The organism is Intrasporangium sp. Soil_C_50, assembly GCF_057656595.1.
Genome location: NZ_JBDGKB010000001.1, coordinates 473809 through 498695, shown reverse-complemented (window position 1 = coordinate 498695; position 24887 = coordinate 473809). Strand labels below are relative to the sequence as shown.

Below are 24887 nucleotides of genomic sequence, written 5' to 3'. Positions count from 1 at the left end.
ATGGCAGCAGCCCCGACGCTCACCCTCGACCAGCTCCGTTCCGACATCGAGGCGGGCACCGTCGACACGGTCGTCGTCGCCTTCACCGACATGCAGGGCCGGCTCACCGGCAAGCGCCTGCACGGGCACTACTTCCTCGACCACGTGCTCGAGGCCGGCACCGAGGGGTGCAACTACCTGCTCGCCGTCGACGTCGACATGAACACCGTCGACGGCTACGCCATCTCCTCGTGGGAGCGCGGCTACGGCGACATGATGTTCGACCTCGACCTGTCGACGCTGCGCCGCACGCCGGGGGCGCCGCACTCGGCGACGATCCAGTGCGACCTCAGCTGGCTCGACGGGAGCGGTCCGGTGCGCCAGTCGCCCCGGCAGGTGCTCAAGGCGCAGGTCGACAAGGCGGCCGGGATGGGCTTCCGGGCCTTCTGCGGCACCGAGCTGGAGTTCATCGTCTTCGAGGACTCCTTCGACGCGGCCTGGGACCGTGGCTACCGTGGCATGACGCCGGCCAACCGCTACAACGTCGACTACTCGATCCTCGGCGGCGACCGCGTCGAGCCGCTGCTGCGCGAGATCCGCAACGAGATGTACGCGGCCGGTGCCACCGTCGAGGGGGCCAAGGGGGAGTGCAACCTCGGCCAGCACGAGATCGCCTTCCTCTACGACGAGGTCGTGCGCACGTGCGACAACCACGTCATCTACCGCAACGCGGCCAAGGAGATCGCGGCCCGGCGCGGGCAGTCCCTGACCTTCATGGCCAAGTACGACGAGCGTGAGGGCAGCTCGTGCCACGTGCACCTGTCGCTGCGGGGCACCGACGGCGAGATCGTCTTCGCCGACGAGAATGGTGCGCACGGCCAGAGCGCGGTGTTCGACCACTTCATCGCCGGCGTCCTGGCCACGATGCGCGACTTCACGTACTTCTACGCCCCGAACATCAACTCCTACAAGCGCTTCCAGCCCGGCAGCTTTGCCCCGACCGCCGTCGCGTGGGGGCACGACAACCGCACCTGCTCGTTGCGCGTCGTCGGTCACGGGGCCGGGATGCGCGTCGAGAACCGCCTGCCGGGCGGCGACATGAACCCCTACCTCGGTGTCGCCGCGATGCTCGCGGGCGGCCTCCACGGCATCGAGCACGAGCTCGCCCTCGAGGACACCTTCGAGGGCAACGCCTACACCTCCGGCAAGCCGCGCGTGCCCTCGTCGCTGCAGGAGGCGCGCGACCTGCTCGACCGCTCGGAGCTGGCCCGCACGGTGTTCGGCGACGACGTCGTCGCGCACTACGTCAACGCGGCCGACGTCGAGATCACCGCCTTCAACGCCGCGGTCACCGACTGGGAGCGCCGCCGCGGCTTCGAACGCCTCTGACCCCGCCGAAACCCACCCATACACACAGCGATTCGAGGTATTCCGCGACCGCCGGTGATCGCGGAACACCTCGAACCGGGAGGACCTGGAACGACATGACCCAGACGCACGACGTCATCAACCCGGCCACCGAGCAGGTGGTGCGCTCCGTCGAGCTCGCGTCCCTCGAGGACGCCGATGCCGCGATCGCGCGCGCCGCCGCGGCCTTCCCGCCGTGGCGCGACCTGGCTCCCGGTGAGCGGGCGCGGCTGCTGCGGCGGTTCTCCGACCTCGTCGGCGAGCACCAGGAGGAGCTGGCACGGCTCGAGGTCGAGAACGCCGGCCACACGATCGGCAACGCCCGTTGGGAGGCCGGCAACGTCCGTGACGTCCTCGCGTACTACGCCGGCGCCCCGGAGCGCAACCTGGGCCAGCAGATCCCCGTCGCGGGCGGCGTCGACGTGACCTTCCGCGAGCCCCTCGGGGTCGTCGGGATCATCGTGCCGTGGAACTTCCCGATGCCGATCGCCGGTTGGGGTTTCGCGCCCGCCCTCGCGGCCGGCAACACCGTCGTGCTCAAGCCCGCCGAGCTGACGCCGCTCACGGCGATGCGCCTGGGCGAGCTCGCCCTGGAGGCAGGCCTGCCCGAGGGCGTCTTCACCGTCGTGCCGGGCAAGGGCTCGGTCGTGGGGGAGCGGTTCGTCACCCACCCCCAGGTGCGCAAGGTCTGCTTCACCGGCTCCACGGAGGTGGGCCAGGGGATCATGCGCGGCGCGGCCGCCCAGCTCAAGCGGGTCACGCTCGAGCTCGGCGGCAAGAGCGCGAACGTCGTGTTCGACGACGCCGACCTCCAGCTCGCCGCGGCCCGTGCGCCGTACGGCGTCTTCGACAACGCCGGCCAGGACTGCTGCGCCCGCAGCCGGATCCTCGTGCAGCGCAGCGTCTTCGACCGCTTCATGGAGCACTTCGAGACGGCCGTGCGCGGGGTCGTCGTCACCGACCCCAGCGACGAGGCCTCGGAGATGGGCCCGCTCATCAGCGCCGACCAGCACGCCCGGGTCCGCTCGTACGTCGAGGACGCGTCCGACGGTGTCGAGGTCGCCTTCCGCGGCGAGGCCCCCGGCGGGGCCGGGTACTGGTACCCGCCGACGGTCGTGCTGCCGCGCTCGACGGGCGACCGCGTCTGGCAGGAGGAGGTGTTCGGCCCCGTCGTGGCGGTCATGCCGTTCGACGACGAGGCCGACGCCGTGAGCAAGGCCAACGACACCGCCTACGGGCTCTCCGGGTCGATCTGGACGCGCGACGTCGGCCGCGCCCTGCGCGTGGCCCGCGGCATCGAGGCGGGCAACCTCTCGGTGAACTCCCACAGCAGCGTGCGTTACTGGACGCCGTTCGGCGGGTTCAAGCAGAGCGGTATCGGCCGCGAGCTCGGGCCCGACGCGCTCGAGCCCTTCACCGAGGTCAAGAACGTGTTCATCTCGACCGACTGAAGACTCCACCCACACGACTGACCACACGACGAGAACCACCGGACGGCAAGGAAAGAGGACTCATGGCAGGCAGGCTCGACGGCAAGGTCGCGGTCATCACCGGCGGGTGCTCCGGCATCGGCCTCGCCACGGTGCGACGGTTCGCCGAGGAAGGTGCGAAGGTGGTCATCGGTGACCTCGACGAGGTCAACGGGCCGCGCGTCGCGCAGGAGGTGGGCGGCACGTTCGTGCGGACCGACGTCGTGAGCAAGGAGGACGTCGACGCGCTCTTCTGCACGGCGAAGGACACGTACGGCTCGGTCGACATCGCCTTCAACAACGCCGGCATCTCCCCGCCCGAGGACGACTCGATCCTCGACACCGACCTCGACGCCTGGCGCAAGGTGCAGGAGGTCAACCTCACGTCGGTCTACCTGTGCTGCAAGGCCGCCCTGCCCTACATGCTCGAGCAGAAGAAGGGCTCGATCATCAACACCGCCTCGTTCGTGGCGGTCATGGGCGCGGCGACGAGCCAGATCTCCTACAGCGCCAGCAAGGGCGGCGTGCTGTCGATGAGCCGCGAGCTCGGCGTGCAGTTCGCCCGCGAGGGCGTTCGCGTCAACGCCCTCTGCCCCGGGCCCGTCAACACGCCGCTGCTGCAGGATCTCTTCGCCAAGGACGAGGAGCGAGCCGCACGGCGGCTCGTCCACGTGCCGATGGGCCGGTTCGGCGAGCCCGAGGAGATGGCCAACGCGGTGCTCTTCCTCGCCTCGGACGAGTCGAGCTTCATCACGGCCTCGACGTTCCTCGTCGACGGCGGCATCTCCGGCGCGTACGTCACCCCGCTCTGACCTGTGGTGCAGCAGCAGCAAGGAGGAGCCTTGTCCGGCAGTCCGGTCCGCCCGGTCATCGGCATCACCGCGTACGTCGAACCGGCGACGCGCGGGGACTGGGCCGACGTGCCCTCGGCCCTCGTGCCGCACAGCTACGTGCGCAAGGTCGAGGAGGCCGGCGCGATCGCCCTGCTCGTCCCGCCTCGGCTGGACGGCTCCGAGGACCTCGTCCGCGAGGTCCTCGGGCGGCTCGACGGCCTCGTCATCGCGGGCGGCGCCGACGTCGCCCCCGAGCTGTACGACGCCGAGCGGCACCCGACGGTGCAGGCCTCGCGCCCGGACCGCGACGCCACCGAGGTGGCCCTGGCGCGCGCCACGGGCGAGCTCGACGTGCCGCTCCTCGGCATCTGCCGCGGCATGCAGGTCATGGCGGTCGCTGCGGGCGGCCGGCTCGAGCAGCACACGCCCGAACGCGTCGGCCACGACGACCACTCGCCGGGCCCCGCGACGTACGGACGCCACCCGGTGCACACCGTGGCCGGCACCCGCGTCGCTGACGTGCTCGGGGCGTCGGTCGACGTGCCGAGCTACCACCACCAGTCGGTCCTCAGCCACCCGGGCTACGTCGCGTCGGCCTGGGCCGACGACGGCACCCTCGAGGCGATGGAGGACCCGTCCGGCTCCTTCCGCCTCGCGGTCCAGTGGCACCCCGAGGAGGGTGAGGACCCGCGGCTGTTCGAGGCGCTCGTCGCTGCGGCCCGGGTGCGCGCCGAGAGCAGGTCGGCGCGTGGCTGAGAGCGCGCCCTTCGTCGCCGCGACGGCCGGGCGCGCCGCTCCCGCGCGCCCGGTCGTCGCGGTGTCAGCCCACGAGGAGCACGTCGTGCGCCCGGGCGAGCGCGAGCCGTCCTCGGTGCGGCTCGCGAGCAGCCGCTACGTCGACGCGCTCGGACGCGTCGGAGCGGTGGCGCTGCTCGTGCCCGCTCGCGCCGATCTCGACGCGGCGACGGCCCGACGCGTCCTGGCGTCGGTCGACGCGCTCGTGCTCACCGGCGGCGGCGACATCGCCGGCCGCTGGTTCGGCGAGCCGGACCACCCGGACATCGGCCCGGTCGACGCGGCGCGCGACGTCACCGAGCTCGCCCTGGCCCGGGCGGCACTCGATGCCGGGCTGCCGGTCCTCGGCATCTGCCGCGGCATGCAGGTGCTCGCCGTGGCGGGCGGCGGCACGGTCGAGCAGCACCTGCCGGACCGGCTCGGCCACGACGACCACCGGGGTGGCGCGTCGCCGGACGGCCTGCACCGGCACGACGTCGCGACCGTCCCCGGCACGCGCGCGGACCTGATCCTCGGAGCCTCGTTCGCGGCGCGGTGCCACCACCACCAGGGCGTCGGCGTGCTCGGCCCGTTCGTGGCGTCGGCGTGGTCGGCCGACGGCGTCTGCGAGCTCATGGAGCTGCCTGGTGACCGAAGCGAGGGGAGCGCGTTCGCCGTCGGCGTGCAGTCGCACCCGGAGACGGTGCCGGACGACCGGCTCTTCGCCGCCCTCGTGGAGGCGGCCCGATCGCGAGACGCGGGTCCCAGCATCCGGACCGGGTGTTTCGGCGACGTTTCGGCGGCCCTACATTGACGAGCGTGAAGCCGCACCTCGTGCCCACCAGCACGCTCATTATCGACTAGCGCGACGAGAGACCCTCGTCGCGCAGACCTCCCGCACCTCGGGGGGTCTTTTTGTTTCCCGAACCACCGTGACGGAGACGCGGCCCACGCCACACCCCGGCGCAGGCGGCACCCGGCCCACCGGCCCGATGAGAGCACCGAGGACGACCCACGCGGAGCCATCCCCGAGATCGAGGACAATGAAGGTCATGGAAGCGCTGCACGTCTACGACACCACCCTGCGCGACGGCGCCCAGCAGGAGGGTCTCAACCTGTCGGTGTCGGACAAGCTGGCCATCGCCGCCCTGCTCGACGACCTCGGGGTCGACTTCATCGAGGGTGGCTGGCCGGGTGCCAACCCGAAGGACACCGAGTTCTTCGAGCGCGCCAAGGGTGAGCTGCGCCTGCGCCACGCGACGCTCGCCGCCTTCGGGGCCACCCGTCGCGCGGGGGGCGCCGCGGCGCAGGACCCCCTCGTCCAGGCGCTCGTCGACTCGGGCGCGTCGGTCGTGTGCCTCGTCGCCAAGTCGCACACCGGCCACGTCGAGCGGGCGCTCAAGACGACGCTCGAGGAGAACCTCGCCATGGTCCGCGACACGGTGTCGCACCTCGTGGCACAGGGCCGCCGGGTCTTCGTCGACTGCGAGCACTTCTTCGACGGCTGGCACCTCGACCACGACTACGCGCTCGAGGTCGTGCGCACGGCGCACGAGGCCGGCGCGGAGGTCGTCGTGCTCTGCGACACCAACGGCGGCATGCTGCCGCACCAGGTGGAGGAGGTCGTCGCCGACGTCATCGCCTCGACGGGCGCGCGCATCGGCGCCCACTGCCACAACGACAGCGGCTGCGCCGCGGCCAACTCCGTCGCTGCGGTGCGCGCCGGCGCGACCCACGTGCAGGGCACCGTCAACGGCTACGGCGAGCGCACCGGCAACGCCGACCTCGTCACGGTCGCCGCCAACCTGCAGTTCAAGCTCGGCCTGCCCGCCATGGCGCCGGCGTCGTTCCGGCGCGCCATGCACATCGCCCACGCGATCAGCGAGGTGACGAACGTGCCGGCCTACAGCCGCCAGCCCTACGTCGGCGCGAGCGCCTTCGCGCACAAGGCCGGCCTCCACGCCAGCGCCCTCAAGGTCGACCCCGACCTCTACCAGCACATGGAGCCCGAGCTCGTCGGCAACGGGATGCGCACCCTCGTGTCCGACATGGCCGGCCGCGCGAGCATCGAGCTCAAGGCCCGCGAGGCCGGCCTCGACCTGTCCGAGCGTCCCGACGTCGTCGCGAGCGTCCTCGCCGAGGTCAAGGACCTCGAGCTGCGCGGCTGGACCTTCGACGCGGCCGACGCCACGGTCGAGCTGATGATCCGCGAAGCCCTGCAGCCGGGCTGCACCCACTACTTCGAGGTCGAGTCGTGGCGCGTCATCACCGACTCCTCGGGCACCGGTGACGCGTCGTCCGAGGCGACGGTCAAGCTGCGCGCCGACGGCTCGCGCCTCATCGCCACCGGCGAAGGCAACGGCCCGGTCAACGCGCTCGACCACGCACTGCGCGACGCGCTCTCACGCGCCTACCCCGAGATCGAGAAGCTCGAGCTCATCGACTTCAAGGTCCGCATCCTCGACGCCTCGCACGGCACCGACGCGGTGACGCGCGTGCTCATCGAGACCTCCGACGGCGAGACGTCGTGGGACACCATCGGCGTCGCGGGCTCGATCCTCGCCGCGTCGTGGCGGGCCCTCACCGACGGCATCGTCCGCGGCCTCATCCGCCAGGGCGTCCCACGCCGCTGACAGGTCGGCCGTCTGAGTCAGTCGTCCACGCCGAGGCCGGCCACGAGCCCGGGCAGCCACTCGGCCGCCGACGCGCGGAAGGCGTCCGACCCCCGAGCGGGGGCACCGCCGGGGACGACGCCGAGCAGCCCCTCGGGTAGCTTGGCGAAGACGTCGAGGTTCGTCGTCTCGATCGGGCCAGGGTCGTCCGGCCACGCGCCGACGACGATGCCGAGCTGACGGATCCCTCTGTGTGCGAGGGCTTCCCGGGTCAACATCGTGTGGTTGAGAGTGCCGAGGGCAGCCCGCACGACGAGCACGACCCCGGCGTCGGGCAGGGCCCGGGTGAGGTCGGCGAGCGTCTCCGCGGCCTCGGTCAGCTCGACGAGCAGGCCGCCGGCACCCTCGACGAGCACGTGCTCGTGGTCGTCGGCGAGGCGTCGGACGGCATCGACATGATCGGCGAGCGTGGGCAGCGTCGCGGCCTCGAGGGCGGCCGCCGGACGGGGCGCCATCGGGGCGTGCAGGCGGACGCCCTCGCTGCCGGACACCCCTGACAGCCGGGTCACCTCCGCGACGTCGCCCGGCTCTCCGGGGGCCACACCCGTCTGCGTCGGCTTGTACACGGCGACGCGCCGGCCGGTGCCGGCGAGCACGGCTGCGACCGCCGCGGTCGCGACGGTCTTGCCGACGTCGGTGTCGGTGCCGGTGACGACGAGGACCCGCGGCAGCGTCATGACGCCTCACCGGGCCCGGCGAGGGCCGGACGCGTGTCGTCTCCCGCGGCCGGTGCGGGGTCCACCTCGACGCCGGGGACGGCGCGGACGGCGTCGGTGCTCGTGTCGCTGGGTGCCGCGTGCGCGGCCGCGACGACGGCGACGAGCTCGGCTGCCTCGGCGAGGGTGTCGGTGGGCAGGTCGGCGCGCGCCGTGATGCGCAGCCGGGACACGCCGTCGGGCACGCTCGGTGGCCGGAAGCAGCCGACGAGGATGCCCTGGGTGCGCAGGTCGAGCGCGGCGGCCACCGCGGCGTCGGGGGAGGGCATCGGCAGCGACTGGACGGCGCCGGCGGCCGGCTCGATCCCGCACCGGGCGGCGATGACGCGCGCGTTCTCCCGCACGCGCGCGGCCAGGCCGGGATCGGCTTCGACGACCCCGACCGCCGCGAGGGCGGCACCGGCGGCGGCGGGCGCGAGCCCGGTGTCGAAGATGAACGGCCGGGCGGTGTTGACGAGGTGCTCGCGCAGGGCCACCGGGCCGAGGACCGCGCCGCCCTGCGAGCCGAGGGCCTTGGACAGGGTGACCGTGACGACGAGGTGCTCGGCGTCGGCCAGGCCCAGCGCGGCGACGAGCCCACGACCCCCGCCCGCGACGCCGACGCCGTGTGCCTCGTCGACGACCAGGAGCGCGTCGTGGCGTCGGCAGACGGCGTGCAGCTCGCGCAGCGGCGCGGCGTCGCCGAGCACCGAGTACACCGACTCGACGGCGACGACGACCCGCTGCCCCGCGCGCTCGCGGAGCCGGGCATCGAGGTCGGCTGGGTCGTTGTGCGCGAAGGTCGCGTACGGCACCCGCGCCATCCGCGCGGCGTCGTGCAGCGACGCGTGGGCGTGGGCGTCGAGGAGGACCTCCGCCCCGCGTCCGGACAGCGCCGTCAGCACGCCGAGGTTCGCGGCGTAGCCGGTCGAGAAGGCGAGGGCGCTGCGCTGCCCGGTGAGCCGGCACAGGGCGGCTTCGAGCTCGCGGTGCACGGGCAGGGTCCCGGTCACGAGGCGGCTGGCCGTCGCCGAGGTGCCGTACCGGTCGAGGGCCTCGTGGGCGGCGGCGACGACCCGGTCGTCCTGCGACAGGCCGAGGTAGTCGTTGGAGGCGAGGTCGAGCAGCTCGTGCGCACCGGGGTGCCGGCCGCCGAGCCGCAGCACCGGGTCGAAACGCACCGTGCCACGGTCCTCGCGCAGCTGCGCCCGCTCGCGCAGCCACGCGTCCCAGGTGCTCATCCGTGCGCCTGCGCCACCGCACCGATGACGGCGCGGGTGATGGCGTCGACGTCGGCGTCGGTGCTGACGTAGGGCGGCATCGTGTACACGAGGTCGCGGAAGGGGCGCACCCACACGCCGCGTTCGAGGGCCGCACGGGTGACGGCCGGCACGTCGACCGGCCGGTCGAGCTGGACGACGCCGACCGCGCCCAGGGTGCGCACGTCGCGGACCGCCGCGAGATCGCGGGCCGGCGCGAGGCCGTCGGCGAGGCGCCGCTCGATGCGCGGCACGTCGTGGTGCCACGCCGACTCCACGAGGTCGAGCGATGCGGCGGCCACGGCACAGGCGAGCGGGTTGGCCATGAAGGTCGGGCCGTGCAGCAGGGCCCGGAACTGCGAGCGCGTGACGGTCGCCCCGACGTGCTCGGTCATGAGGACCGCTGCGAGAGTGAGGTACCCACCGGTCAGCGCCTTGCCCACACAGATGACGTCGGGGGCGATGCCGGCCCACTCCGAGGCGAAGAGGCGACCGGTACGGCCGAAGCCGGTGGCGATCTCGTCGGCGACGAGGAGCAGTCCGTGCTCGTCGGCCACCTCCCGCATGACACGGAGGCACCGAGGGTCGTAGACGTGCATGCCGCCGGCGCCCTGCAGGACCGGTTCGGCGACGACGGCCGCGAGCTCGTCGGCGTGCTCGCGCGCCAGCGCACGGAACTGCGCCTCCCACGCGTCCAGTGCCGCGGCGTCCGACTCCCACGACCCGGTGGCGGCGTCGCGACGGGCCGCCGGCGGTCGCGGGGCGAAGACGTGGCGGGCGAGGACGCCCGGGAAGGCCGAGTGCATGCCGTCGACGGGGTCGCAGACGCTCATCGCCGCGAAGGTGTCGCCGTGGTAGCCGCCACGGACGGTGAGGAACCGCTGGCGGACCGGACGGCCGGAGGCAGCCTGGTACTGCAGGGACAGCTTGAGGGCCACCTCGACCGACACCGAGCCGGAGTCGGCGAAGAAGACGTGCGACATGGGTCCGGGCGCGAGGGCGATGAGCCGCTCGGCCAGGGTCACGGCCGGCTCGTGGGTCAGGCCACCGAACATGACGTGGCTGAACCGGTCCACCTGCGCGTGCGCCGCCGCGTCGAGGCGCGGGTGGCGGTAGCCGTGCACGGCGCACCACCACGACGCCATGGCGTCGATCGCCTCGAACCGGGAGCCGTCCGGGGCGGTCAGCTCGAGCCGGACGCCGCGCGCGGCGGTCACCGCGTAGGGCGGAATGCCGTCGAGGGGCGCGTACGGGTGCCAGACGAGGCCACGGTCGCGCTCGACGACGCCGGTGCCGACGCCCGTCGAGCCGCGGGCCAGCACGTCGGCCGGCTCAGGCATTGGGGAGGGCCGCCGTGCCGGCGCCACGGCGACGCTTGGCCGGGTCGTGGGACGCGCCGACGAAATCCTCGCTCGAACCGGACTCTGCCGAAACGGGTTCGGCGCCGAGGACGACGAAACCGTTGTCCCGGACCAGCTCGAGGTCGGCCTCCGCGGCCTGGCCCTCGGACGTGAGGTAGTCGCCGAGGAAGATCGAGTTGGCGACATGGAGCGCGAGGCCCTGCAGCGACCGCAGGTGCATCTCGCGGCCGCCGGCGACGCGCACCTCCCGGTCGGGGCACACGAAGCGGGCCGCGGCGAGGATGCGCACGCAGCGCGAAGGTGTCAGCTCCCACGTGCCCTCGAGCGGGGTGCCGTCGAAGGGCATGAGGAAGTTGACGGGGATCGAGTCGGAGCCGAGGTCGCGCAGTGCGATCAGCGCCTCGACGAGCTGCTCGTCGGACTCGCCGAGCCCGGCGATGAGCCCCGAGCACGCCGACAGGCCCGCGGCCTGCGCCTTGCCGACGGTCTCGACCCGGTCGGCGTAGGTGTGGCTCGTGACGATCGAGTCGTGGTGCGACTCGGACGTGTTGATGTTGTGGTTGTAGGCGTCGACCCCGGCGGCGCGCAGGCGCTCGGCCTGGCCGTCCTTGAGCAGACCGAGGCAGGCGCACACCTCGACGCCGGGGTGCTGGGCCTTGAGCGCACCGACCATGCCGGCGACGCGGTCGACGTCGCGGTCGGTGGGGCCGCGGCCGCTGCTGACCATGCAGACGCGCGATGCGCCACCCCGCAGACCGGCCCTGGCCTGCTCGATCGCCTCGTCGTTCTTGAGCCAGGTGTAACGCAGGATGTCGGCCGTCGAGCCGAGGCGCTGCGAGCAGTAGTGGCAGTCCTCGGGGCACAGGCCCGACTTGAGGTTGACGAGGTAGTTGACCTTCACCGTGTCGCCGAAGTGCTTGCGGCGCAGGCGAGCCGCGGCGGCGACGACGTCGAGCAGCTCGTCGTCGGTCGACCGCAGCACGTCGAGGGCGTCCTCGGCGGTGGCCGGGGTGCCGGACAGCACGGCGTCGGCGAGGTCGTCGAAACGGCGGGTCATGCGGGCTCCTTGCGCTCGGCACTGAACGATGTTCAACTTGAACGGCGTTCAGTATGCCGACTGGCTAGGCTCGGGTGTCAACGTGGTCCGGACCCGTGAGCATGCGACGCCCGTCACGCGCCGCCGACAGGCGGGCACCGGAGCAACAACCGGCGAACAGGGGAGCAGGGCATGGCGTTGAGCAGGGAGCAGGTCGTGACGACGGCCGTCGACATCCTGCGCCGCTACGGCCTGGCCGACCTGACGATGCGCCGCCTGGCGCGCGAGCTCGCGGTGCAGCCGGGGGCGCTCTACTGGCACGTGGCGAACAAGCAGGAGCTGCTCGTCGAGGTCGCCGGGCGGCTGCTCGCCGCGATCCCGGACCCGGACCCGGACCGCCCCGCCGAGGAGGCCCTCGCCGCGCACGCCCACGCCCTGCGCGAGGCCGTGCGGTACGTGCCCGACGGCGCCGACGTCGTGGCGCTCGCGCACGCGGTCGACCCGGGCTCGCTGCGCGCGGTCGAGGAGCTCGTGCGCCTCGTCGGCCGCGCCGGCGTGCCCCCGCGCGAGCGCGAGGCCGTCGCGGAGGTCGTGCTGCACCACGTGCTCGGCTCGGTGACCACCGAGCACAACCAGCGGATCGCCCTCGACCTCGATCCCGACTTCCGGGCGCGCGACGCCGCGGCGGTCGCCAAGGCGTTCGAGGTGGGGCTCGAGGTGGTCCTCGCCGGCCTGCGCCGGGCCTGACCACCCGACGGCCGTGCCGTGCGGCAGGGTCCGTGGGCAGCCACGTGCTGGACGGCCCAGGCCCCGTCCAGCACCAGCCCCCTGCCGGGAGCGTTCGTCGACGCGCGCGCCTGGACCTTCGCCGACACCCGTCAGTGGGTGGGGGCCCCGGCCTGATACACCCCGTCGGGAACCACCCACCGGCGGGTGATCCGGGCCAGACTCGGTGGATGCCTCTGCGCACCCGCACCCACTGGTTCGGCGTCGTGCTCGATGCCCCCGACGCGTCCGAGCTCGCGCACTTCTACCAGCGCCTCCTCGGGTGGACCCTCTTCAAGGACACCCCGGGCTGGGCCACGCTCGCGCCCTCGGCCGACCACGGCTACAACCTGGCCTTCCAGCAGGAGCCGAACTACGTGCGCCCGGTGTGGCCGAGCGAGCAGGGCAAGCCGCTCATGATGCTGCACCTCGACCTCGAGGTCGACGACCTCGAGGAGGCGGTGGCCCACGCCGTCGGGGTCGGCGCGGACGTCGCGGAGTACCAGCCGCAGGAGGACGTCCGGGTGCTGCTCGACCCGGCCGGCCACCCGTTCTGTCTCTACGTCGACGATGGCGGGGGCGACGACGACGCCGACGGTCCGGGCGAGGACTCGGCCGGCTCGAGCGCCTGACCCAGCACCACGTCGAGCGCCTCGACGAGCCGCACCCGCAGCGCGTGGCCACGCTCGGCGAATCCGCGCTGCTCGGCGACGTAGGCGGCCTTGCCCTCGGCCGTCTCGATCGGCACCGGCTCGTAGCCGAGCTCGCACAGGTCGTAGGGGGCCGCACGCATGTCGAGCGAGCGGATGTCGCGGGCCAGCTCGAAGCAGTCGGCCACGAGGTCGGACGGCACGACGGGCACGAGCTTGTGCGCCCACTTGTAGAGATCCATGCCGGCATGGAGGCAGCCGGGTTGCTCGAGCTCGAGCTGGCTCGCCCGCGTCGGGCTCAGGGCGTTGAGGGGCACGGCGTCGGGGGTGAAGAAGCGGTAGGCGTCGAAGTGCGAGCACGCCACCTGGTGCGACTCGACGACCGCGTCGGTGCCCTCGGGCCCGAGGCGCAGCGGCCAGGCGGAGTGGCGCACGTCCGAGGGGTCGAGCCGGTACACCATGGCCCACTCGTGCAGCCCGAAGCAGCCGAACCGGCCGGGCCGTCCGGCGGTGCGCACGAGCAGCTCGCGGACGAACCGCGCCGTGTCACCACGCCGCTCGAGGAACGCTTCGACGTCGATGGTCACAGCCCCGGACGCGTCGATGCGGTAGAAGCGCCAGTCTGCTTGCGGAGCAGGGCCGTCCAGCCCCACTCCGGGGCCGGGGTGCCAGCGCCGCAGCTGGGAGGGCGTGAAGGAGTAGTACGTGAAGAGGAAGTCCTCGACCGGGTGTGGCCGCGCGTCACGCCGCCGCGCCCGGTGCCCGGCGGTCGCGGCATCGACCCGGGCCTCGTGGGCGCGGGTCCGCTCGCGCCACTCGGGCTCGGTGAGGACGTGCACGCGTCGAGGGTAGGTGATCGACGCGCCGGGCCCCGCACGCCCGAGCACGCCCGAGCACGCCCGAGCACGCGCAGGGGCCGCGCCGGGGTCCGCGACGGCCGCGCGCCGAGCACGGTGCTGGAGCAGGATGGGCCCATGGCACCCGCCGACGAGCTGCCCACCCACCTGCTGCACCGCCTCACGTCCTACTCGCCCGACCGGGAGTGGACCGAGGTGCCGCCCGACGACCGGCTCGTGCAGGACCTCGTGCCGAACGACCTCGCCCACCGGCCCCGCTGGTACAAGGACTACGGCGACGACCTGCCGCGCACCCTGCTGCCCCAGGAGCTGCCCGCGAGCAGTGTTCCGGCCACGGCGGTCCTCGCCGGAACGGCCGATGTCGCGGCCACCCGCCTCGACCTGCCCGCCCTGGCCCGCCTGCTGTACCTGTCGGCCGGCGTCACCCGCCGCACGACGCGTCCGGGTGCGGGCACCCTGCTCTTCCGGGCGGCGGGGTCAGCGGGCGCGCGGTTCCCGCTCGAGCTCTACGTCGCCGTGCCGCGCTCCGCCGGTACCGACGCCGGTGAGGTCGCTCCCGACCTGCCGGCGGGCCTGCACTGGTACGACCCGGAGGCCCACGCCCTCGTCACCATCGGCCCGCCCCCGTCGGGGGAGTCCGTGACCCTCGTCGTCACCGGGATCCCGTGGCGCACCGGCTGGCGGTACCGCGAGCGGGGCTTCCGGCACGTCTACTGGGACGCCGGCACGATGCTCGCCCAGACCCTCGCGCTCGCCGACTCCGCGGGCGTCCCGGCCCACCTCGTCACCACCTTCCCCGACTCCGAGGTCGCGGCCCTCGTCGGCGCCGACCGCGTCCGCGAGTGGCCCGTGGCGCTCGTCGTCCTCGGCGACGGACGGCCTGCGATCCACCCCACGGGTGACCCGCTCCCGGGGCGCCACGACGCGGACGGGCGCGAGCTCCCGCTCGTCACCGCCGCCCAGCGGGCGGGGGAGCGCGACGCCCTCGGCCCGGCCCACCCGCGGGGGCCGGCCGTGCCCGTGCTGTCGGTCGAACCCGGGCCGAGCACCGACGAGGTGGTGGCGAGCAAGGGCTCGATCCGTCGGCTGCACCGCGACCGCTCAGTGCCGCGGGTCCTGCTCGTCGACGCGATGGCGGCGGCGACGCGCGGGGTCGACGTGCCGCACTGGGTCGGGGTCAGTGCCGTCGACGGCGTGCCCACCGGCATCCACCGCTGGCCCGACGTCGCCGAGGCCGTGCGGCCGCTCGACGAGGCCACGGTCCGCGACGAGCTGTTCTCGGTGGCCCTCGAGCAGGGCCTGGCCGGCGACGCGTCGTTCGTGGCCATCAGCGGGGTCGACCTCGTGACGCTCGACGACCACGGCTACCGCGACGCCCAGCTGCTCGCCGGCCTCGTCGAGGGCCGGTTGCACCTCATGGCGTACGCGCTCGGTGCGGCGGCCTCCGGGATGACCTTCCGCGACAGCGACCTCGCCCACCTGCTCGGCGCCGACGTCGCCGGGCTGCTGTGGACGTGCGTCGGCGTCCCCGAGTACCGGACGCGTCCGAGCGGGCTGCCCGGCTCGCCGGCGGACGTCACCATCGTCTGGCCACGGTGATCGCGCCCCACCACGACCGGGGGCGGCCTACGCTCGGTCCCGTGGCCGCCGCCGACTGGTACCTCACCGCCGACGAGCGGGGCAACCCGGCGACGCGCCTCGACCGTCGTCACCCCGGCGGCCGGGCGTGGACCGAGGGCAACCTCGTCACGCCGCTCGTCCACGGTGCGGCGTACTTCACGGCCCTGGCTGAGCACGTCTCACGGATGGCGTCGGGGGATCTGCTGCTCTTCGTCGACTGGCGCGGCGACCCGGACGAGCGGCTGAGCGGCTCACCCGGCAGCGAGGTGGGCACCCTGTTCGCCGACGCGGCCCGACGGGGGGTCGACGTGCGGGGCCTCGTCTGGCGCTCGCACTGGGACCGGCTCGCGTTCTCGGCCGAGGAGAACCGCCACCTCGGCGAGGAGGTCGACGCCGCAGGCGGCGAGTGCTACCTCGACATGCGGGTGCGCCTCGGCGGGTCGCACCACCAGAAGTTCGTCGTCCTGCGCCACCCCGGCCGGCCCGAGCGCGACATCGCCTTCCTCGGCGGCATCGACCTGTGCCACAGCCGCCGTGACGACGCCGCCCACGGGGGAGACCCCCAGCCCCAGACCATGGCGAAGGTCTACGGCCCTCGCCCGCCCTGGCACGACGTCCAGCTGGCACTCACCGGTCCCGCCGTGGGCGACGTCGAGACGGTCTTCCGGGAGCGGTGGGAGGACCCGCAGGCCCTGAGCCGTTCGCCGGTGCGGTGGGCCGTCGACACCGTCCGCGGCGACCGGCCGACCCGACGCCCGCTCCCGCCCCAGCTGCCCGACCCGGCGCCCACCGGACCGCATCCGGTGCAGCTGCTGCGCACCTACGGCCACCGCCTCGGCGGCTACCCGTTCGCACCCCGCGGTGAGCGGAGTGTCGCGCGGGCCTACGCCAAGGCGTTCGCGAGGGCCCGGCACCTCATCTACCTCGAGGACCAGTACCTGTGGTCGCCGCAGGTGTGCTCGGTGCTCGAGTCGGCCCTGCGCCGCGCACCGGACCTGCGTGTCGTCGCCGTCCTGCCGCACCAGCCCGACCAGGACGGCGCCCTGAGCCATGCCCCCAACCTCGTGAGCCGGGCCCGCCTGCTCAGGGAGCTCGAGGCCGTCGCCCCGGGGCGTGTCGCCGCCTACGGCGTCGAGAACCCGGCGGGGACACCCGTCTACGTGCACGCGAAGGTTTGCATCGTCGACGACACGTGGGTCACGGTCGGCTCGGACAACTTCAACCGACGCTCGTGGACCCACGACTCGGAGCTCTCGGCGGCCGTGGTGCACGAGCAGCTCGCGCGCGACCTGCGCCAGCAGCTGGCGCGCGAGCACCTCGACACCGAGCACCCGCCGGCGCTCGAGGAGCACTTCGAGGCCTACGCCGACAGCGCGCGGACCCTCGCCGCGTGGCGCCGCGAACCGGCGTCGGCGCCCCGACCGCCGGGCCGGCTGCGCCCGCTCGACCGCCCGGACCAGACGCGCCTCACCCGGCTGTGGGCCGACCCGCTGTACCGGCTCGTCTACGACCCCGACGGCCGCCCCCTGGACCTGCGGCTGCGGCGCACCCTCTGAGGCGCGACGGGAGCGGCGCCTCCCGGGTGGCTAGGGTGGTGCCCGTGCGCATCGCGAGGTACACGACCGGGGAGGACCCGGCCTACGGCATCGTCCAGGGCGACCCCGGGCAGGAGGTCATCACCCCGCTCGCCGGCGACCCCCTGTACGTGGGGCTCCAGCCGAGCGGTCAGGGCCCGGTCATGCTCGAGGACGTACGCCTGCTCGCCCCGGTCATCCCGCGCTCGAAGATCGTGGCCATCGGCAAGAACTACGCCGACCACGCCAAGGAGATGGGCGGCGAGGCGCCGGCCGAGCCGATGATGTTCTTCAAGCCGAACACCGCCGTCGTCGGCCCGTTCGACCCCGTGGTGCTGCCGGCCGGCAGCAGCGAGGTCTCCTACGAGGGCGAGCTCGCCGTCGTCATCAAGACGATCACCAAGGGCGTCAAGGCCGACGACGCGGCCGACTGCATCTACGGCTACACCGTCGCCAACGACGTCACGGCCCGCGACTGGCAGCGCACCGACGGCCAGTGGGCGCGCGCCAAGGGCTTCGACACCAGCTGCCCGCTCGGCCCGTGGGTCGAGACCGAGCTCGACCCTGCCGACCTGTCGATCGTCACGACGCTCGACGGCGAGGTGAAGCAGGACGGCTCGACGGCCGACATGATCCACGGCATCGGCGCGATCATCGAGTACGCGTCCGCAGCCTTCACCCTGCTGCCGGGCGACGTCATCCTCACCGGCACCCCGGCCGGCGTCGGCCTCGTCGAGGCCGGTCAGCAGACCACCGTCGAGATCGAGGGCATCGGCTCGCTGACGAACACCTTCGTCAGGCGCTGAGCCCGGGCCCGACCGTAGGGTCGGGCCATGAGCAACGACGACGTGACCCAGCAGACGTCCCCGAGCGACGCGCCGGCCGCTGCCGAGCAGGAGCACTACACCGGCCGTCACGCGGGCCCGGGCGAGCCCGACCAAGGGCCCGACGAGGACGCCACCTACGACGCCCGCCACGACGACGTCGACGGCCCTCCCGGGGCCGTCCAGCGCTGACCCGTCCGACCCGTCCGGCACGCCGGCCGCAAGCCACGACGCCGCCCCGACCTCCACGGTCCGGGCGGCGTCGCCGCGTGCCGGGGCCTGCGGCCCGCCCACTAGGCTGGGCCGCACCATGAGCGAGAACAGCACCAGCACCGGTACGCCGACGTCCACCGCCACCTCCGACCCGCAGGTCGAGGTCCGCAGCGAGCAGCCCGAGCGCCGGTCGACCTCCGACGGGTCCGGTCCGGTCCGCACGCGCGTCGCGCCGTCGCCCACCGGCGACCCGCACGTCGGCACCGCGTACATGTCGCTGTTCAACCTCGCCTTCACCCGCCAGCAGGGCGGCCAGTTCGTCCTCCGCGTCGAGGACACCGACCGCGCTCGCTTCCGCGAGGACTCCGAGGCCCAGCTCTACGACACCCTCGCGTGGCTCGGGCTGCACTGGGACGAGGGGCCCGACATCGGCGGCCCCTACGAGCCCTACCGCCAGAGTGAGCGGCTCGACACCTACCGGCCGTACGTCGACCGCCTCATCGAGGACGGGCACGCCTACTACTGCTGGTGCTCCAAGGAGCGCCTCGACGAGATGCGCGAGATCCAGCAGAAGACGAAGCAGCCCACCGGCTACGACCGCCTCTGCGTCGGCAAGACGCGCGAGGAGCGCGCCGCCCTGCCCGGCTTCACCGAGACGCCCGTCGTGCGGATGCTCATCCCCGACGACGTGCCGCTCGTCTTCGACGACGTCATCCGCGGCAAGGTGTCGGCGCCCCGCCCCGACGACCAGGTCATCCTCAAGGCCGACGGCTTCCCGACGTACCACATGGCGGTCGTCGTCGACGACCACCTCATGGGCATCACCCACGTCGTGCGCGGCGAGGAGTGGATCTCCTCGACGCCCAAGCACGTCCTGCTCTACCGCTGGCTCGGGCTCGAGGCGCCACGGTTCGCGCACATGCCGCTGCTGCGCAACACGGACAAGTCGAAGATCTCCAAGCGCAAGAACCCCGCGGCGCGCCTCACGTGGTTCCGCGAGCAGGGCTACCTGCCCGAGGCGCTCGTGAACTTCCTTGCGCTGCTGGCCTACCCGCCGCAGCAGGATGCCGAGGGCAACGACGTCGAGGTCTTCACGTTCGAGGACTTCAGCCGCACCTTCGACTGGGCCAAGGTCAACCCGATCGGCCCGATCTTCGACCTCAAGAAGCTCGAGTGGCTCAACGGCGTCTACATCCGCCAGCTCGAGGTCGGCGAGTTCGCGAGCCGGCTGCTGCCCTACCTCGTCGAGGCCGGCATCCTCGGCGAGACGCAGTCGCTCGGCGAGCTCGCGCGCCTCAAGGCCGTCACCGAGCTGATCCAGACCCGCATGGCGCTGCTCACGGAGGCCCCGGCGCTCGTCGGCCCGTTCTTCGTCGCCGACGACCAGCTCGAGATCGCCGACGACGCCCGGGCCCAGCTCAAGGACGACGCCGGCAACGTGCTCGACGCCGCCCTGCGCGTCCTCGGCGACATCGACGACCACGGGCCCGGCGTCCTCGGCACGGGGAGCGCCTGGAGCGCCTCGACCATCGAGGAGGCGCTGCGCACCGCGATCGTCGAGGGCCTCGGCATCAAGCCTCGGTTCGCCTTCGGCCCGCTGCGCACCGCGGTGTCGGGGCAGCGCATCTCGCCGCCGCTGTTCGAGTCGATGGAGATCCTCGGCAAGACCTCGACCCTGGGCCGCCTCCGGGCGCTGCGCGACTCCCTCTGAGGGCGGGGTGGCAGGGGTGCTCGACCGGGTGTGGCCGCTGCACGGCATCCGGCTGGCCACGGCCGACCTCGACCTGAGGGTCATGACCGAGGCCGACCTGCCGGAGGTCTGCGACGTCCTGCCTCCCGACCTCGAGCTCAACCCGCACGCCACGACCTACGCCGGCCTCGACGTGCCCGCCAACCGGCGGGCCGTCGTGGTCCAGGGCTACTGGCGTGCCCTGGGCATGTGGTCGCCCGAGGACTGGGCCCTGCCCTTCGTCGTGCGCCGGGCGGGACGGATCATCGGCGGGCAGTGGCTCGAGGGGCCCGACTACCGGGCCGACCGCACCGTCGACTCGTCGTCGTGGCTCGTGCACGAGGCCCGCGGCAACGGGTACGGCCGGCAGATGCGTGCCGCCGTCCTCGAGCTCGCCTTCGGCCGTCTCGGCGCCCGGGCAGCCATCTCCTCGGCGGTCGTCGACAACGCGGCCTCGCTCGGCGTCTCCCACCGCCTCGGCTACCTCGACACCCACACCTCGGTGCTGGAGCACTCGGGGGAGAGGCTCCAGCACGTCCGCCTCGAGCGAGCGGCCTGGCTCCGCGGCGGGCACGGGCGCGACATCGGCATCGAGGGGGTCGAGGCGGCGCTGCCGCTCTTCGGCCCGCTCACGGGGGAGGGGGACTCGTGACCGCGGCCGACGCGTCGGGCGACGACGCCCTTGCTCTCGTGCTCGACGGCGCCCGGGCCCTGCTGCTCGACGTCGACGACACCATCGTCGACACCCGCGAGGCGATGGTCGTGGCGGGCACCCAGGCGCTCGGCGCGCTGTGGCCAGGCCGCGACGTCGACCACCGCGCCATGGCCGAGCGGTACTACGCCGACCCCGAGCGGTGGTTCCCGCGGTACGCGTCGGGCGCGATCGCCTTCGAGGCGATGCGCTCCGGCCGACTCGCGGAGGTGGCCACGGCGTTCGGGGCCGACCTGTCGCGCGAGGCCTACGACGTCTTCGAGGACGCCTACGCGCCCGCCTTCCGGGCCGCGCAGCGACTCTTCCCCGACGTCCCGCACCTGCTCGCGACCGCCGAGGATGCGGGGCTGCCGGTGGCCCTGCTGACGAACTCCGCCTCGGCCCCGACGCAGGTCAAGCTCGAGGCCCTCGAGCTCGCGGCGCGGTTCGAGGTCGTCGTGACGACCGACACCCTGGGGTTCGGCAAGCCCGACCCCCGCGTGTACCGGGAGGCCTGCCGTCTCGTCGGGGTCGACCCGGACGTCGTCGTGTGCATCGGCGACAGCATCGCCTGGGACGTCCTCGGGGCGCGCGATGCCGGTCTGCGGGCGCTCTGGCTCGACCGCGCGGGACTGGGCACCGACGAGGACGTCGTGGTCGTCGACGGGCTGGACGTCGTGGCCGAGGCACTGCGCACGACCCGATTTGGGGGTTCGGTGGTCGACCGGTAACATTTCCACTCGGTTCACCACCGCAGAAGGCCGTGAGGCGCGCTCGGGAGTGAAACCCCTTGGGGTATGGTGTAATTGGCAACACTACGGTTTCTGGTTCCGTCATTCTAGGTTCGAGTCCTGGTACCCCAGCTCTGGTTCTCCCTCGGGAGAGCCGATTCGGAGAAATCCTCGCCAGCCGGTAAGGTCTCTCCTGTGCCGAGCGATCGGCACCGCTCACGGCCCCGTTGTGTAGCGGCCTAGCACGCCGCCCTCTCAAGGCGGTAGCGCGGGTTCGAATCCCGTCGGGGCTACGTGATGCTCACAGGAGCAACAGCACACCCCGGTCCACCAGGACCGGGGTCTGCTGCATTTCAGGCGTCAGTCGCGGCGCGCTCGCATCCCGGCAAGCGCGAGCTCGCGCATCGAGGCGCCGGGCAGATAGGCCGACGTCAGGGCCAGGCCGATCCGCGGCAGGGCCGCCTCGTCGCGGAAGACGAGATGCAGGGGCACGCCACGAGGGGAGAACTTCTGCTTGAAGCTCTCGAGCGACCGGAACCCGTAGAGCGGCTCCAGGGCTTCGCCGACCGAGCCGAGGAGCCGGTCCAGCGGCTCGACGCCGGCATCGGGGGCGGCGCCCCCGGCGTGCGCCAGAGGTGCCCCGGACAGTGACACCACCTCGGCGCCCGCCTCGCGGAAGGACAGGCACGCGCTCGCGATGAGGAACTCGGTGACCGGGCGGAAGCCGTCGGGCAGGCGCCGCATGACATCGAGGGTCCACCCGCGCACCACGCCACCGCCGGCGTGCACCGGCAGCCACGACGTGACGCCGTGGACCGTGTGGTCCGCGTCCACGGCGAGCCCCACGATGGTGTGCGGGTCGAGCGCCTCGTCGACGCCGCCGAGGGTGAAGCCCATCTCGGGCAGCCCCTTGTCGCCCACCCAGAGCTCGGAGATCGCGCGGACCTGGCTCAGGACACCCCGCGGCATGTCGGCCAGGTGGCCCCCGCGGTACGTGACGCCCTCCTTGGCGGCCCGGTTGAGGGCAGTGCGCACGTCCTGCCACCGTCTGCCGGTGAACTGGAGGGTCGGCAGGTCGATGAGGGCCTCCTCGGCGACCGTGAGGGACCGGTAGCCGCGGTCGGCGCCCCAGGCGCGTACCTCCTCACTCACGGAGAAGAAGCACACCTGCCGGCCGCGAGCCTCCTGGTCGTCGACGAACGCCCCGAGGATGCGGGCCCGCGTCGCGGCGTCGCCTGCCACGGGGTCACCGAGCGCCACGGCGACGCCGCGGTGCACCTGGTGGGCGAGGTAGCCGACGGGCCACGCGTGGGTCGCGTCGGTCGCGTCGGACGCGTCGAACGCGTCGGACGCGTCGGTTGCGTCGGTCGCGTCGGCCGGTAGGAGGAACCAGTCGTTGTCCTCCCACGTGCCCATCCACGAGATCGTCGTGCCGCCGTGGCGCTCGAGCAGGGCGATGGCCGTGTGCCGGTCGTCCGGCGCCGTCACGTGCACGGCGAGCTCGGCCCGCTGGCGTCGGTGCGGGCGCGCCCGGAAGGCCGAGCGGCCGGCCACGAGGACGCACAGCTGCAGCGACCACAGCAGCACGTCGACGACGATCTGCGGGACCGCCGAGACGATCTCGTCGCCCGGCCCGATCCGGTCCGGTGCCAGCACCTCGACGACGAGCACAGCGAGCCCCGCGAGCAGGCCGAGCGTGGTCAGGGCGCCGGCGAGCTGCCACACCCGGCGCGAGCCGTGCCGCAGCCCGTCGGCGAGCAGCACCGAGACGCCGGCCCCGACGAGGACGCTGACGACGTCGGCGTCGTTGGTGCTGGCACCGAGCGGGCCGTCGGAGGGCACGACGTAGAGGACGACCCGCACCGCAGCCGCGACGAGGAAGAGCGTGAAGGCGAGGACCCGCCACTCGTGCCGCGTGAACCGCACGTGCGGACGCATCGGCGTCCGCCCGACGAGGTAGGGCCCGAGCAGGAGGCCGGTGCCGATGGCGAGCAGGTGCTCGAGGTCCCAGAGCAGGCCGATGTAGAGGAACGACAGCACGGCGTAGAGGGACAGGACGGCGCGCAGGCGGCCACGCCACGGCGGGCGGAGGGAGGCCGATGCCGCCGCCACCGCTCCCAGCGCGCCCGCGCTGAACCCGACGTCGAGGACGCCGGCCGTCGTGTGCGCCCACGACCACGTCGTGCGCGCCAGGGGCCCGAGCACGACCGAGGCGCCGAGGATGCCGGCCAGGTGACAGGCCGCGGCGGCGAGGGCCACCCCGCGCGTGCCGAGCCGCAGCTCGGACCAGCCGAGCAGCACGAGCGCACCCCCGGCGATCGGCAGGTACTGGGCCGGGACCAGCGCGAAGAACGCGCCGGTGACCGGCGTCCACCAGCGGCCTGCCTCGAGAGCCGGCAGCCCGTAGGCCACGACGTCGAGCAGCGGCCGCTCACGCAGAGGTGACCAGAGCGACTGGGTCGCGGCTCCGAGCACGAGCATGAGCCCGACGACGGCCAGGGTGAAGGGGACCCGGCGCGCCACCGCCGCTGCGCGGGCCCACCCTGCCCCTGCTCGTGCTCCTCGTCGCGGAGCCCGCGGCTCCGGTGTCCCCTCGGCCGTCACGCGTCCTCCCCTTTGCGCCGGCGACGCCTCGGACTCTAGTCCCGCCACGCCCGCCGAGAGGGGATCTCGACGCGTCAGCCGAGCTCGCGCAGCCCGGGCAGGACGTCGGCGGCGAACTGGCCGAGGAAACGCGCCTGGTCGTGGCCGGGAGCGTGGAAGACGACGTGGTCGAAGCCCCAGTCGACGTACTGGCGCACGGCGTCGACGGCCTCCTGTGGGTCGCTCGTGACGATCCACCGCTTGGCGATCTGCTCGTCGCTCAGCTCGTCGGCGAGGCGCTCCATCTCGACCGGGTCGTCGACGCCGTGCTTCTGCTCGGCGGTCAACGACAGCGGCGCCCAGAACCGGACGTTGTGCAGCGCCTTCTCGGGGTCGCGGTCGTAGGACAGCTTGATCTCGATCATCCGGTCGATGTCGCTGCGGGTGCGACCGGACTTCGCCAGGCCCTCGTCGACGGCCGGCATCAGCTGGTCCTCGTAGAGCTCGCGGCCCTTGCCCGAGGTGCAGATGAAGCCGTCGCCCGAGCGGCCGGCGTACCGGGCCACGAGAGGCCCGCCGGCGGCGACGTACACCGGGATGGGTTGCTCGGGGCGGTCGTAGATCGTCGCGGCGTGGGTGCGGTAGTAGTCGCCCTCGAAGTCGACGCGCTCCTCGGTCCACAGGCGGCGCATGAGCCGGACGGACTCGCGCAGCCGCGCGAAGCGCTCCTTGAACTCGGGCCAGGGCGAGCCGGCCGCGCCGACGGCGACCTCGTTGAGGGCCTCGCCGGTGCCGATGCCGAGGACGATGCGCCCCGGGTTGAGCGCGCCGAGCGTGCCGAAGGCCTGCGCGACGACGGCCGGGTTGTAGCGGAAGGTCGGTGTCATGACCGACGTGCCGAGGGTGATCCGCTCGGTGCGCTCGCCGGCCGCGGCGAGCCAGGACATCGCGAACGGCGCGTGCCCCTCGTGGTGGCGCCACGGCTGGAAGTGGTCGGAGATGAACGCCGAGTCGAGCCCGACCTGCTCGGCCTGGGCGGCGAGCGTGACGAGCTCGCGCGGACCGAACTGCTCCGCGGACGCCTTCCAACCAACCTTGAGCACGATGCCTCCTGCGACTCGGGAACCGGTCCGGTCAGCCTACGTCCGCGGTGGCGGGCTCCCCG

At 73.3% G+C, this 24887-nt stretch carries 22 protein-coding genes and 2 tRNA genes; 17 read left to right on the top strand and 7 right to left on the bottom strand.

Features of this window, described 5'->3' with window-relative positions:
• From AC3A5R_RS02385 to cimA, 6 genes are all read left to right on the top strand, one after another.
• Complete coding sequence (locus tag AC3A5R_RS02385) at positions 1 to 1368, top strand: glutamine synthetase family protein (protein ID WP_487619174.1); 1368 nt, start codon at positions 1 to 3, stop codon at positions 1366 to 1368.
• Between the two features lie 95 nt (positions 1369 to 1463).
• On the top strand, positions 1464 to 2837 hold the full coding sequence (locus tag AC3A5R_RS02380; RefSeq protein ID WP_487619173.1) for an aldehyde dehydrogenase family protein: 1374 nt from the start codon (positions 1464 to 1466) through the stop codon (positions 2835 to 2837).
• Between the two features lie 62 nt (positions 2838 to 2899).
• Positions 2900 to 3667: a 3-oxoacyl-ACP reductase gene (locus AC3A5R_RS02375; protein WP_487619172.1), complete on the top strand. Its 768-nt coding sequence runs from the start codon at positions 2900 to 2902 to the stop codon at positions 3665 to 3667.
• Positions 3668 to 3697: 30 nt separating this feature from the next.
• A complete protein-coding gene (locus tag AC3A5R_RS02370) occupies positions 3698 to 4444 on the top strand; it encodes a gamma-glutamyl-gamma-aminobutyrate hydrolase family protein (protein ID WP_487619171.1) in 747 nt (248 codons plus the stop codon).
• A complete protein-coding gene (locus tag AC3A5R_RS02365) occupies positions 4437 to 5276 on the top strand; it encodes a gamma-glutamyl-gamma-aminobutyrate hydrolase family protein (RefSeq protein ID WP_487619170.1) in 840 nt (279 codons plus the stop codon). Before AC3A5R_RS02370 ends, AC3A5R_RS02365 begins: the two co-directional genes overlap by 8 nt.
• Positions 5277 to 5514: 238 nt before the next feature.
• Positions 5515 to 7095 carry a citramalate synthase gene (gene cimA / locus AC3A5R_RS02360; protein ID WP_487619169.1) on the top strand — a complete coding sequence of 527 codons (1581 nt, stop codon included), beginning with the start codon at positions 5515 to 5517 and terminating at the stop codon, positions 7093 to 7095.
• 17 nt (positions 7096 to 7112) lie between these two features.
• Here cimA and bioD read toward each other — a convergent pair whose 3' ends face one another.
• Genes bioD through bioB form a run of 4 tightly spaced genes read right to left on the bottom strand, consistent with a single transcriptional unit; the run spans position 7113 to position 11506 of the window.
• Complete coding sequence (bioD, locus tag AC3A5R_RS02355) at positions 7113 to 7811, bottom strand: dethiobiotin synthase (RefSeq protein WP_487619168.1); 699 nt, start codon at positions 7809 to 7811, stop codon at positions 7113 to 7115.
• The gene (locus tag AC3A5R_RS02350) at positions 7808 to 9070 is read right to left on the bottom strand and encodes an 8-amino-7-oxononanoate synthase (RefSeq protein WP_487619167.1); all 1263 of its coding nucleotides are present in this window, start codon (positions 9068 to 9070) and stop codon (positions 7808 to 7810) included. Before AC3A5R_RS02350 ends, bioD begins: the two co-directional genes overlap by 4 nt.
• Complete coding sequence (locus AC3A5R_RS02345) at positions 9067 to 10428, bottom strand: adenosylmethionine--8-amino-7-oxononanoate transaminase (protein WP_487619166.1); 1362 nt, start codon at positions 10426 to 10428, stop codon at positions 9067 to 9069. Before AC3A5R_RS02345 ends, AC3A5R_RS02350 begins: the two co-directional genes overlap by 4 nt.
• A complete protein-coding gene (gene bioB, locus AC3A5R_RS02340) occupies positions 10421 to 11506 on the bottom strand; it encodes a biotin synthase BioB (protein WP_487619165.1) in 1086 nt (361 codons plus the stop codon). Before bioB ends, AC3A5R_RS02345 begins: the two co-directional genes overlap by 8 nt.
• A 171-nt stretch (positions 11507 to 11677) precedes the next feature.
• Between bioB and AC3A5R_RS02335 the strand changes: the two genes are divergently transcribed.
• Together AC3A5R_RS02335 and AC3A5R_RS02330 are read left to right on the top strand one after the other, a co-directional pair.
• Positions 11678 to 12232, top strand: coding sequence for a TetR/AcrR family transcriptional regulator C-terminal domain-containing protein (locus tag AC3A5R_RS02335; protein ID WP_487619164.1), 555 nt, complete (start codon positions 11678 to 11680; stop codon positions 12230 to 12232).
• A 209-nt stretch (positions 12233 to 12441) separates the two neighbouring features.
• On the top strand, positions 12442 to 12882 hold the full coding sequence (locus AC3A5R_RS02330; RefSeq protein WP_487619163.1) for a VOC family protein: 441 nt from the start codon (positions 12442 to 12444) through the stop codon (positions 12880 to 12882).
• On the opposite strand, the gene AC3A5R_RS02325 is transcribed toward AC3A5R_RS02330, so the two are convergent.
• Positions 12810 to 13739, bottom strand: coding sequence for a 3-methyladenine DNA glycosylase (locus AC3A5R_RS02325; RefSeq protein WP_487619162.1), 930 nt, complete (start codon positions 13737 to 13739; stop codon positions 12810 to 12812). The two genes, AC3A5R_RS02330 and AC3A5R_RS02325, sit on opposite strands and share 73 nt — an antisense overlap.
• A gap of 135 nt (positions 13740 to 13874) precedes the next feature.
• Here AC3A5R_RS02325 and AC3A5R_RS02320 point away from each other — a divergent pair, with 135 nt between their 5' ends.
• The 9 genes from AC3A5R_RS02320 to AC3A5R_RS02280 all read left to right on the top strand — a co-directional run bounded on the left by AC3A5R_RS02320 (position 13875) and on the right by AC3A5R_RS02280 (position 21432).
• Entirely contained in the window at positions 13875 to 15356 is a 1482-nt protein-coding gene (locus AC3A5R_RS02320) for a hypothetical protein (RefSeq protein ID WP_487619161.1), read from the top strand.
• A 41-nt stretch (positions 15357 to 15397) separates the two neighbouring features.
• Entirely contained in the window at positions 15398 to 16933 is a 1536-nt protein-coding gene (locus AC3A5R_RS02315; protein WP_487619160.1) for a phospholipase D family protein, read from the top strand.
• 44 nt (positions 16934 to 16977) lie between these two features.
• The gene (locus AC3A5R_RS02310) at positions 16978 to 17757 is read left to right on the top strand and encodes a fumarylacetoacetate hydrolase family protein (RefSeq protein ID WP_487619159.1); all 780 of its coding nucleotides are present in this window, start codon (positions 16978 to 16980) and stop codon (positions 17755 to 17757) included.
• Positions 17758 to 17784: 27 nt separating this feature from the next.
• Complete coding sequence (locus AC3A5R_RS02305) at positions 17785 to 17967, top strand: hypothetical protein (RefSeq protein ID WP_487619158.1); 183 nt, start codon at positions 17785 to 17787, stop codon at positions 17965 to 17967.
• Between the two features lie 292 nt (positions 17968 to 18259).
• Positions 18260 to 19699 (top strand): glutamate--tRNA ligase, encoded by a 1440-nt coding sequence (gltX, locus tag AC3A5R_RS02300; RefSeq protein WP_487620107.1) that lies wholly within the window; start codon positions 18260 to 18262, stop codon positions 19697 to 19699.
• Between the two features lie 7 nt (positions 19700 to 19706).
• Positions 19707 to 20369: a GNAT family N-acetyltransferase gene (locus tag AC3A5R_RS02295; protein WP_487619157.1), complete on the top strand. Its 663-nt coding sequence runs from the start codon at positions 19707 to 19709 to the stop codon at positions 20367 to 20369.
• Positions 20366 to 21139 (top strand): HAD family hydrolase, encoded by a 774-nt coding sequence (locus AC3A5R_RS02290; RefSeq protein ID WP_487619156.1) that lies wholly within the window; start codon positions 20366 to 20368, stop codon positions 21137 to 21139. The genes AC3A5R_RS02295 and AC3A5R_RS02290 overlap by 4 nt, the downstream gene beginning before the upstream one ends.
• Before the next feature lie 60 nt (positions 21140 to 21199).
• A tRNA-Gln gene (locus tag AC3A5R_RS02285) sits at positions 21200 to 21271 on the top strand.
• Positions 21272 to 21359: 88 nt separating this feature from the next.
• Positions 21360 to 21432 (top strand) — tRNA-Glu (locus AC3A5R_RS02280).
• 67 nt (positions 21433 to 21499) lie between these two features.
• On the opposite strand, the gene AC3A5R_RS02275 is transcribed toward AC3A5R_RS02280, so the two are convergent.
• Both AC3A5R_RS02275 and fgd read right to left on the bottom strand, forming a co-directional pair.
• On the bottom strand, positions 21500 to 23662 hold the full coding sequence (locus AC3A5R_RS02275) for a bifunctional lysylphosphatidylglycerol flippase/synthetase MprF (protein ID WP_487619155.1): 2163 nt from the start codon (positions 23660 to 23662) through the stop codon (positions 21500 to 21502).
• 155 nt (positions 23663 to 23817) lie between these two features.
• Positions 23818 to 24825 carry a glucose-6-phosphate dehydrogenase (coenzyme-F420) gene (gene fgd, locus AC3A5R_RS02270; RefSeq protein ID WP_487619154.1) on the bottom strand — a complete coding sequence of 336 codons (1008 nt, stop codon included), beginning with the start codon at positions 24823 to 24825 and terminating at the stop codon, positions 23818 to 23820.
• Positions 24826 to 24887: the final 62 nt, after the last annotated feature.